This window comes from Achromobacter sp. UBA5777 (genome assembly GCF_002418565.1).
In the GTDB taxonomy this organism is placed as follows: Bacteria; Pseudomonadota; Gammaproteobacteria; order Burkholderiales; family Burkholderiaceae_B; genus Achromobacter; species Achromobacter animicus.
The window spans coordinates 1-9,465 of the sequence record NZ_DIEJ01000022.1; the positions used below are offsets into that span (position 1 = coordinate 1).

At 67.6% G+C, this 9,465-nt stretch carries 10 protein-coding genes; 2 read left to right on the forward strand and 8 right to left on the reverse strand.

Translation table 11 applies throughout. The features are described from left to right. Positions 1-106: 106 nt before the first annotated feature. The 5 genes from B3446_RS01060 to B3446_RS01080 all read right to left on the reverse strand — a co-directional run bounded on the left by B3446_RS01060 (position 107) and on the right by B3446_RS01080 (position 4,726). Positions 107-1,078: a Bug family tripartite tricarboxylate transporter substrate binding protein gene (locus B3446_RS01060; protein WP_291376727.1), complete on the reverse strand. Its 972-nt coding sequence runs from the start codon at positions 1,076-1,078 to the stop codon at positions 107-109. A 175-nt stretch (positions 1,079-1,253) separates the two neighbouring features. Further along, a complete protein-coding gene (locus B3446_RS01065; protein WP_291376729.1) occupies positions 1,254-1,964 on the reverse strand; it encodes a 3-oxoacid CoA-transferase subunit B in 711 nt (236 codons plus the stop codon). A gap of 1 nt (position 1,965) precedes the next feature. Continuing rightward, the gene (locus B3446_RS01070; RefSeq protein ID WP_291376731.1) at positions 1,966-2,631 is read right to left on the reverse strand and encodes a 3-oxoacid CoA-transferase subunit A; all 666 of its coding nucleotides are present in this window, start codon (positions 2,629-2,631) and stop codon (positions 1,966-1,968) included. After that, positions 2,632-3,600 (reverse strand): Bug family tripartite tricarboxylate transporter substrate binding protein, encoded by a 969-nt coding sequence (locus B3446_RS01075; RefSeq protein WP_286897123.1) that lies wholly within the window; start codon positions 3,598-3,600, stop codon positions 2,632-2,634. It abuts the gene before it with no gap. Positions 3,601-3,823: 223 nt separating this feature from the next. Next, positions 3,824-4,726, reverse strand: coding sequence for an NAD(P)/FAD-dependent oxidoreductase (locus B3446_RS01080; RefSeq protein WP_175123714.1), 903 nt, complete (start codon positions 4,724-4,726; stop codon positions 3,824-3,826). A gap of 121 nt (positions 4,727-4,847) precedes the next feature. Here B3446_RS01080 and folB point away from each other — a divergent pair, with 121 nt between their 5' ends. Continuing rightward, positions 4,848-5,207 carry a dihydroneopterin aldolase gene (gene folB / locus B3446_RS01085; protein WP_056565007.1) on the forward strand — a complete coding sequence of 120 codons (360 nt, stop codon included), beginning with the start codon at positions 4,848-4,850 and terminating at the stop codon, positions 5,205-5,207. Between the two features lies 1 nt (position 5,208). Then, positions 5,209-6,177 carry a tRNA 2-thiocytidine(32) synthetase TtcA gene (gene ttcA, locus B3446_RS01090; RefSeq protein ID WP_191576457.1) on the forward strand — a complete coding sequence of 323 codons (969 nt, stop codon included), beginning with the start codon at positions 5,209-5,211 and terminating at the stop codon, positions 6,175-6,177. Positions 6,178-6,254: 77 nt separating this feature from the next. Here ttcA and B3446_RS01095 read toward each other — a convergent pair whose 3' ends face one another. The 3 genes from B3446_RS01095 to B3446_RS01105 form a co-directional block, all read right to left on the reverse strand. Continuing rightward, positions 6,255-7,211, reverse strand: coding sequence for a D-2-hydroxyacid dehydrogenase family protein (locus B3446_RS01095; protein ID WP_291376741.1), 957 nt, complete (start codon positions 7,209-7,211; stop codon positions 6,255-6,257). 67 nt (positions 7,212-7,278) lie between these two features. Then, positions 7,279-8,067, reverse strand: a complete 789-nt coding sequence (locus tag B3446_RS01100) for a DsbC family protein (protein WP_191576455.1) — start codon at positions 8,065-8,067, stop codon at positions 7,279-7,281. Positions 8,068-8,293: 226 nt separating this feature from the next. After that, on the reverse strand, positions 8,294-9,463 hold the full coding sequence (locus tag B3446_RS01105) for a UbiH/UbiF family hydroxylase (RefSeq protein ID WP_291376743.1): 1,170 nt from the start codon (positions 9,461-9,463) through the stop codon (positions 8,294-8,296). Positions 9,464-9,465: the final 2 nt, after the last annotated feature.

A 9,465-nucleotide genomic window follows, 5' to 3' on the forward strand; every position in this document is an offset into this window, starting at 1 on the left:
GCGATCGCCTCCCCGGTGACCACGGCGCCGGGCGACCTACGGAGACTATCGCCACGAGGGCCGGTATCAGACACCTAACGTAGCCTTCCTCAGCCGAGACAACCCTTCAATTCACCTTCGCCCCAGACACCTCAACCGCCCTCTTCCAAGTCCCCAACTCCCGCTCGATATGCGCCCCAAACTCCCCAGGCGTAGACCCCACCACCTCATACCCATACCCCGCCAACTGCCCCTTCAACGCAGGCACCGTCACCGCCTCCGCAATTCCCTTGCTGACTGCATCAACCACCGCCCCCGGCGTGCCCGCCGGCGCCAATATCCCGTACCAGCCGTTGACGACGAAGTTGGGCACCGTTTCGGCGACGGTGGGGACGTTGGGCAGGAGCGGAGAGCGGTGTTCGCCGGTGACGGCGATTGCCTTGAGTTTGCCGGCCTGCACTTGCGGCAGCGAGGTCGAGATGCTGTCGAACATCAAGGACACTTCGCCGCCTAGCAGTGCAACGACCGCGGGACCGCTGCCTTTGTAGGGGACGTGCATCATGTCGGCGCCGGTCTGGTTCTTGAACATCTCGGCGGCCAGGTGGCTGGTGTTGCCGTTGCCGGCGGACGCGAAGCTCAGTTTGCCGGGGTTGGCCTTGCCGTAGGCGATGAGTTCGCTGACAGTGTTGGCGGGCGTGGCGAGCGGGGCGGCGACGAGCATGGGTAACGTGGCGACGAGGGAGACCGGCGCGAAGTCCTTGCGGGTGTCGTAGGGCAGCGAGGGATAGAGACTGGGGTTGATGGTGTGCGCAGCCAGCACCATGAGGAGCGTGTAGCCGTCGGGCTTGGCGCGGGCGAGTTGGGCGGAGGCGATGGCGCCGCCTGCGCCGGGTTTGTATTCGAGGACGACCGGTTGGCCCCACTTCTTCTGGAGTTCTGCGCCCAGCGGGCGCGCGAGCATGTCTGCGCTGCCGCCCGGCGGGTACGGGATCAGCAAGGTGATGGGCTTGTCTGGATAGGTTGGCGCGGCGTGCGCGACGGCGCTGGCGCCTAGACACAGCACGCTTGCCGACGCGGCTGCCAGGATTGAACGGATCATCGGTAGCTCCTTTGCCCGGCGCGGGGCGGACGTGGTCATCATCAGGGCGGCAGGAACGGCTGCGCCTGCCAATCGTTTGCGCACATCTCGGCGTGGCTGCGCAAGCCGGTCGCTGACGCACATCGCGACGCGCCCCGCGCAGAATCCCGCTTACGCGTGTCGCGGCGCGGCTGCGTCAGCGGGTCGATTGCGCGTATCGCGGCACACCCGTGTCATCCAAGACAATCGTTCGCGGCGATTGCGGAAAGTGCAGCGGCGCGTCGGTGACCGCGCGCAGGAAGTCTTCGGTCACGCCCGCCTTCATCGCGTGCACCTGTAAACCCACGGGCATGACGTCGATGACGGCGAGGTCTGTATAGATGCGCGACACCACGCCTTTGCCGGTGAGCGGATAGGTGCATTGCCGCAGGATCTTGGGCGTGCCGTCGCGGCCACGGTGTTCCATGGTGACAAGGACCTGCTTGGCGCCGACGGCCAGGTCCATGGCGCCGCCGACGGCGGGGATGGCGTCCGTGGCGTCGGTTTTCCAGTTGGCGAGGTCGCCGCGTTCGGATACCTGGAAGGCGCCCAGGACCGCGTAGTCCAGGTGGCCGCCGCGCATCATGGCAAACGAGATGGTGTGTTCAGTGATGGACGCGCCTTGCAGCAAGGTGATGGGCTGGCGGCTGGCGTTGATGAGGTCGGGATCGACCTCGTCGCCGGCGGCGGCGGGGCCCATGCCGAGGATGCCGTTTTCGCTGTGCAGCAGGATCTCGCGGCCGCTGGGCAGGTAGTCGCCGACAAGGGTCGGCATGCCGATTCCCAGGTTGACGATGGCGCCGTCGGGGATGTCGCTGGCCAGAAGCTGCGCGATCTGCTGGCGGGTCAGGCCGATGATGTCTTGCATGTCAGGCCTCCACGCGCACGACGGATTTCACGAAGATGCCCTGCGTCATGATCTGTTCGGGCACCAGCGCGCCCAGCGGCACGATCTCGTCGACCTGTGCGATGGCGTGTCCGGCGGCCATGCACATGACGGGATTGAAGTTGCGCGCGGCGTGGCGGTACATGAGGTTGCCCCAGCGGTCGCCCAGGTGCGCCCGAATGAGCGCGTAGTCGGCGCGCAGGGGCTGCTCGAGCACGTAGCCGACGCCGTCGATGACTTCCTGGCGCCGCCCCTCGGCCAGTTCGGTGCCGTAGCCGGTGGGCGTGTAGAACGGACCGAGTCCAGCGCCGGCGGCGCGCAGTCGTTCGGCCAGGGTGCCTTGTGGCACGCATTCCAGTTCGACCTCGCCTGCGCGGTAGGCGCGGGCGAAAGCCTCGGAGTTGGGTGGGCGCGGGTGCGAACAGATGATCTTGCGGACCTGCTTGCGCACCAGCAGCGCGGCGATGCCGCGTTCGAAGGTGCCGGCGTTGTTGGAGATGATGGTGAGGTTGCGCCGGTCCAGATCGGCCAGGCAGTGCAGCAGTTCGTAGGGCACGCCGGCTTCGCCGAAACCGCCCACCAGCACGGAGGCGCCATCGGGAATGACGGCCACGGCCTGCGCCATGGATTCCTGAATCTTGTCGATCACTTATTGCTCCTGCACGAGACCCGCGGCGTCCACGATGCTTTTCCAGCGGGCGCGTTCCTGGTCGATGAAAGCTGCGAATTCCGCGGGCGTGTTGCCGCCGGCCTGGCCGCCCATGGCCTTGAAGCGCTCGCTGATCTCGGGGCTGCGCACCACGTCGCGCGTGGCGGCGTAGAGCTTGTCGATGGCGTCCTGCGGCGTGCCCGCGGGCGCGACCAGGCCGAACCACGCGGTGACCACCATGTCTTTGACGCCGGCCTCGGCCATGGTCGGCACGTCCGGCAATTCGGCGAGGCGCTTGTCGCTGGTGACGGCCAGCGCGCGCAGCTTGCCGGCCTGGATGTACGGCATGGAGCTGGGCAGGTTGTCGATCATGAAGGTGAATTGCTGCCCGAGCAGCGCGGCCACGGCGGGGCCGGCGCCCTTGTAGGCGACGTGCGTGCCGGGGATGCCGGCGCGCTGCTTGAACATTTCGGCGGACAGGTGCGGGGACTGGCCTGCGCCGGAACTGCCGAAGGAGACCTTGGAAGGATCCTGCCTGACCTGCGCCAGCAGATCGGCCACGCTGCGGGCGGGCGAGGCCTCGTTGACGACGAGGACGTTGGGCACCGAGATCACGAGCGTCACCGGCGCGAAGTCCGCGGGCTTGTAGGGGAGTGTCTTGTAGAGCGCGTAGTTGATGGCGTTGGGGCCGATGTTGCCCATCAGCAGCGTGTAGCCGTCGGGCTTGGCGCGCGCCAGCGCCTGCGCGCCGATGATGCCGGCGGCGCCGGCGCGGTTTTCCACGATGACCTGCTGGCCGAGCTTGGCGGACAGCTTGTCGGCGATGAGGCGCGCCGAGATGTCGGTGGTGCCGCCCGGCGCGGCCGGGATGATGAGGGTGATGGGCCGTTCAGGCCAGGCCGCCTGCGCCGGATTCGCGATGGCGATGGCCATCGCGCCGGCTGCCAGCCAGCGATGCGCACACATCATGCTTGTCTCCCTGCGTGACCATTGATTGGTCAACTCGTGAGCACGAGTGTGGGCGCGGGGGTGGCAATTGCCTATTCCGGAATCCGGAGGTGTGGGTTCGCCTGGGCTGAAGTACGCATTCTGGCCGACGCGGATTCACTGCCGCGGGCGCCACGATGGCCGTGCCGGCCAACGCTGCTGCGGCCGGCCGGCGTGTTCAATGGCAGCCTTCGGGCGTTGGGTATTACGCCCCCGCGCGCTCCCACCGCCGCTGGATGGCCTTGGCCGCGACCACGCCGTCCGCCATCGACGTCACCACGCAGGGGTGCATGCGGTGCGCGACCTCGCCGATGGCGTAGATGTCGGGCACGCTGGTCTCGGCGGTGGCGAAGTCGGTGCGGATGTAGCCGCGCTCGTCGCGCGCGAGCCTCAGGTCGTCGGCAAACGCGGCCTGTGGTTCCCAGCCGTAGAAGACCAGGATCAGGTCGTACTGCCGGCCGTCCACGCTGCGGGTGGCGGGGTCGACCTTGTAGGGTCCGATGTGCACGCCTTCGGTCCCGGCGCGCGTCACCCATTGCTGTTGGGCGCGCACGCTGCGGGCGTAGAGATGGACATTGCGCGCGCCGCGGTTGCGCACGTAGACGTAGTTTTCGAAGGCGTTGTCGCCCCCGCCCAGCACCGCGACCGACAGGCCGGAATAGTCCTGCGCCACGATGGGCGAGCCGGGGCCGATCAGCACGCCCGGCCAGGACGCGCCGGGCGGGTGGTCGGGCAGCCCCTTGGCGCGCACGCCGGAGGCGATGACCAGGGTGCGGGCGCGGGCCAGGGTTTCCTGGCCGTCCGGACCGGCGAGCGTGGCCTCGATGCCGCCCTTGCAGGGCCGCACGCCGGTGACGCGGGTTTCCAGCCGTACCGGCACATCGGCGGCGCGCACGCTCGTGTCGATGTTGGCCGCCACCTGCTGGCCGGTCACGCCGGGCAAGACGGCAATCCAGTCGTCCGCGAACGGGTTGTCATTGCCCAGCCCGCCCAGACGGGCGCTGGCCTCGACCAGCAATGGCGACAGGCCCAGGCGGGCCAGCCAGAGGGCGCAGGAGGCGCCGGCCGGGCCGCCGCCTACAATGACCGAATCGTGCATCTGTTGCATTTCACCCCTTATTGACTGCGCCGGCGCCTCGCGGGCGCCCGGACATGGCCGAATTGTAGCCAGCGCGTCCCCCCATCCGCCGCCGCCTTACAATTCGGGCTATTCCACCCAGGTTTTCATCATGCCCACTCGCCGCATCATTCTTTCCGGCCTTGCGCTCGACGCCCGCATCGGCATCCTCGAGCACGAGCGCCGCGCCACCCAGCCCCTGCACGTCGATGCCGAATTCGACGTCGACATCCAGCGTTCGGTGGACGATCACGATATCCACAGCGTGCTGGACTACCGCCGGCTGCGCGAGGCCATCGTCGAGGAATGCACGCAGGCCCACGTGAACCTGATCGAAACCCTGTCCGAACAAGTGGCGGCGCGCCTCTTGGCGGACTTCCAGGAAATCCGCGCGCTGCGCCTGCGCATCAGCAAGCCCATGGCCTTCTCCGACTGTGCGGCGGTGGGCGTGGAAATCCAGATCAATCGCTGACATGAACGATATCGCTCCCCCCGGCGTGCAATTTCGCACGCCCGCCGACGAAAAGGCACGCCACGAAGGCAACAAGCTGACCAAGCGGCTGGCGCGCGAGACCACGCGCGCCTTGTCCGACTACAACATGATCGAGGAAGGCGACCGCGTGATGGTCTGCCTGTCCGGCGGCAAGGATTCCTATGCCATGCTGGACATCCTGCTGCAGCTCCAGAAGCGCGCGCCGTTCAAGTTTGAACTGATCGCGGTGAACCTGGACCAGAAGCAGCCGGGCTTTCCCGACCACATCCTGCCGCAGTACCTGAAGGAACTGGGCGTCCCCTTCCACATCGAGACGCAGGACACGTATTCGATCGTGACGCGCGTGCTGGAAGAGGGCAAGACGATGTGCTCGCTCTGTTCGCGGCTGCGTCGCGGCATTCTGTACCGCGTCGCATCGGAACTGGGCGCCACGAAGATCGCACTGGGCCATCATCGCGACGACATCCTGGCCACGTTCTTCCTGAACCTGTTCTATGGCGGCAAGGCCAAGGGCATGCCGCCCAAGCTGGTGTCCGACGACGGCCGCCACACGGTGATCCGCCCGCTCGCGTACGTGGTCGAGTCCGATCTGATCGCCTACGCCGAACTCAAGCAGTTCCCGATCATTCCGTGCAATCTCTGCGGGTCGCAAGAGAACCTGAAGCGCAAGGAAGTGGGCCGCATGATCAAGGAATGGGACAAGCAGCACCCGGGCCGGTCGTGGAACGTGTTCAATGCGCTGTCGCGCGTGGTGCCTTCGCACCTGATGGACCGCGACCTATTCGATTTCGTCGGCTTGAAGCCCACGGGCGTGCCGGATGCCAACGGCGACACGGCATTTGATACGGTCGATCCCACGGACGAGTCGGACGATGCGTGCGGCGATACGCCGCCGGCGTTGGAGCCGGGCGCGATCATCGAGAAGAAGGTGGTGTTCTCGCGCGGGTGATGCGCCCCGTGCAAAGCGAACCACCCAAATGGAAATGGGGCTGCGATAGGCAGCCCCATTTTTTTGCTCGGGCGTTATCAGGCGTTCAACACCCGGATCGGCGAGCCCGCTGCCCACGCCTTCACGGCTTCCAGGCAGTTCTGGTAGAAGGCCTCGAAGTTTTCGCGGCTGACGTAACCCAGGTGCGGGGTCAGGATCACGTTGTCCAGGTCGCGCACGCTGTCGGTGGGCGACAGCGGCTCTTCGGGATACACATCCAGCCCCGCGCCCGCGATGCGGAACTTCACCAGCGCGTCCATCAACGCTTCCTGGTCAACGAGACCGGCGCGTGAGGTATTGACCAGATACGCGGTCGGCTTCATCGCAGCCAGCGCGGTGGCGTCGACCACGTGGCGGCTGCGCTCGGACAGGATCAGGTGCAGGCTTACGACGTCGGACGTGGAAAAGAGTTCGTGCTTGTCCACGCGCGTGACGCCGGCGGCCTCGGCGCGCTCGTCGGTCAGGTTGGGGCTCCAGGCCACCACGTCCATGCCGAAGGCCAGACCCACCTTGGCCACCGCGGCGCCCAGCTTGCCCAGTCCCACCACGCCCAGGCGCTTGCCGGCCAGCGGCTCGGGCATGGCCGTCTGCCACATGCCGCGACGCATGGCGGCGTCTTCGGCGGGCAGGTGCTTGAAGAGACCCAGGATGTGCGCCCACGCGAGCTCGGCCGTGGCGGTGTTGGCGTCGGCACTGCCGGGCGCGCCGGACACGACGATGCCCTGCTCAGCGCAGGCCTGCATGTCGATGGCGTTGTTGCGCATGCCGGTGGTGACCAGAAGGCGCAGCTTGGGCAGCGCGCGGATGCGCTCGGCGGGAAACGGCGTGCGCTCGCGCATGGCGACGATCACATCGAAGGACTCGAGTGCGGCCTCGACCTGGTCGTCGGGAATGAAGTTATTGAAGATCTGCACCTCGGCGTCACCGCCCAGCGAGGTCCAGTCCGCATAGCGCCGGGCTACGTCGTGGTAATCGTCGAGTATTGCGATTTTCAAGTCTTGTCTCCGGGAGGGATGGCGCTTGCCGCGCCCCCCTTTCCCGGGCCGGCGCGACGCGCGCCGGTCAGTTCAAACGGGCCTTGAGCTGGTCCAGCGGCAGCGCGCCGCTGATGCGCGAGCCGTCGGCAAAGAACAGCGTCGGCGTGCCGCGCACCATCAACTGCTGGCCAAGCTCCAGCAGCTTGTCTTCGGGCACGTCGCAATCGGCGTTGGGCGGCGTCTTGCCGCGCAGCATCCAGTCGTCCCAGGTCTTGCCCTGGTCCTTGGCGCACCAGACATTGCGCACCTTGACCTTGGAGTCCGGCGACAGGATGGGGTAGAGGAAGGTGTAGACGGTCAGGTTGTCCACCTCTTCGAGCGTCTTGCGCAACTGCTTGCAATAGCCGCAGTTGGGGTCTTCGAAGATCGCGACCTTGCGCGAGCCGTCGCCCTTGACCTGCTTGATCGCCAGGTCCAGCGGCAACTGATCGAACGTGACGGCGCTGAGCTTTTCCTGGGATTCGCGGGTGACGTCGCGGCGCGTCGCGGCGTCGATCAGCGGTCCTTCCATGACCCACGTCACGCCTTCGTCGGTGTAGATCAGGTCCATGCCGAGCTGCACTTCAAACAGGCCGTAAGGCGTGCGGCGCACGGTCGTGACGTTCATGCCGGAGAAGCGTTGCTGAAAGCGTTCCTTCACGGCGGCCGACTGCGGATCGAGTTCGGTGGTGGAGACGCTTTTTTCGCCCTTGGCCGACTGTCCCACGGACTGCGTGGAGACGGATTTTGCGCCCTGCGCTTGGGCCGTGGCGGACAAGCCGATACCCGCGGCGAGGAAACAGGCCGCCAGCGTGGCGGGAATGCGGAATTTCATCGGTACTCCTGGTCTTGTCAGTCGTGTGCTCAGCCGGAAAGCGTAACCGATCCGGGTCGGGCGGCCGCGGCGGGCGGCGGATGGGCGGATCCGTATCAGACGGGCGCCGGCCACCGCAGGTTCCGCCCTGCGCCGGCGTCGGGCCGAATCGGGTCAGGTTTGGCCGAATCGGACCGAATCGGGCCGGGTTTGGCCGAATTGGCCCGGGTTGGGCTGGGATTCAGCCCTAATTGGCCGACGCCCCCGCGATCAGCCGGCGCTTGATCAGCGGGGCGCGCTCGACCCAATGCATGCCTGCGTTGCGCACCCACACGAGCGGCGTCGCCTTCGATCCGAACAGCTTGTGCAGCCCGTCGGTCGCCAGCCGCATGGCCAGGACCGGTTCGGCGCGCGCCCGCTGGTAGCGGTGCAGCACGCGCAGGTCGCCGGCCTGCCGGTAGGGTTCGCGCTCGGCAACGATGCGGGCCAGCGCCTCGACGTCGCCCAGCCCCAGGTTCAGGCCCTGCCCCGCCAGCGGGTGCAGGCGGTGCGCGGCGTCTCCGGCCAGCGCGATGCCGGGCGCCACCATCTGGGCGCGCTCCAGCGTCAGCGGAAAACCGTGCAGCTTGCTGCGGACCTTCAGGCGGCCCAGCCGCCCTTCGGCAGCCTCGGCCAGCAGCGCTTCCAGGCGGGCGGTTTGCGCTTCCTGCGGCAGGTCCAGCAGTTGCTGGGCCAGCTCGCTGCGCATGGACCACACCATCGAAACCTGGGGGCCGTCCGCGGTATCGGGCAGCGGCAGCAGCGCCAGCACGCCGTCGTCGCGGAACCATTGGATTGCCGTGCCCTGGTGCGGCAGTTCCGCGTCCAGGTGCACGACGAGTCCGGTGTCGTTGTAGGACTGGGCTTCGTGCTTCAGCCCGGCCGCCTCGCGCAGCGGCGAGGCCGCGCCATCGGCGCCGACGAAGAGTTCGGCCTGGATGCGCGCGCCGCTTTCGGTGTCGACCGCGCCGTTCTGGTAGCCGGTGCAGCGGTCTTCCAGCCAGGCGATGCCGAACATGCGCACGGCCTGGATCAGGACGCGCTCGATTTCGCCGGATTCGACGATCCAGGCCAGTTGCGGCAGCGCGGCCTGCCAGGCATTGAGGTTGACCTGGCCGTCCGCGTCGCCGTGGATTTCCATGGCCTGCACCGGCATCAGCCGAGACGCGGGCATGGCGTCCCACACGCCGATGTCGGCCAGAAAGCGCTGGCTGGCCGGCGAAATGGCGTAGACGCGGGGGTGATAGCGGTTGGGATCGGCGGGCGGCACGGCGGCGCGCGGCGCCAGCACGGCCACGCGCTGGCCGCGGCGGGGCCGGGCCCGGGGGGGGGGCAGGCCGACGAGGCCCGCCCCCCCAACAACAATCTTGTTGGTCATCC

Coding starts and splice junctions, on each gene's coding strand:
- B3446_RS01060 (WP_291376727.1), bottom strand. CDS start 1,078: ATGATCCGTTCAATCCTGGCAGCCGCGTCGGCAAGCGTGCTGTGTCTA.
- B3446_RS01065 (WP_291376729.1), bottom strand. CDS start 1,964: ATGCAAGACATCATCGGCCTGACCCGCCAGCAGATCGCGCAGCTTCTG.
- B3446_RS01075 (WP_286897123.1), bottom strand. CDS start 3,600: ATGATGTGTGCGCATCGCTGGCTGGCAGCCGGCGCGATGGCCATCGCC.
- B3446_RS01080 (WP_175123714.1), bottom strand. CDS start 4,726: ATGCAACAGATGCACGATTCGGTCATTGTAGGCGGCGGCCCGGCCGGC.
- folB (WP_056565007.1), top strand. CDS start 4,848: ATGCCCACTCGCCGCATCATTCTTTCCGGCCTTGCGCTCGACGCCCGC.
- ttcA (WP_191576457.1), top strand. CDS start 5,209: ATGAACGATATCGCTCCCCCCGGCGTGCAATTTCGCACGCCCGCCGAC.
- B3446_RS01100 (WP_191576455.1), bottom strand. CDS start 8,067: ATGAAATTCCGCATTCCCGCCACGCTGGCGGCCTGTTTCCTCGCCGCG.
- B3446_RS01105 (WP_291376743.1), bottom strand. CDS start 9,463: ATGACCAACAAGATTGTTGTTGGGGGGGCGGGCCTCGTCGGCCTGCCC.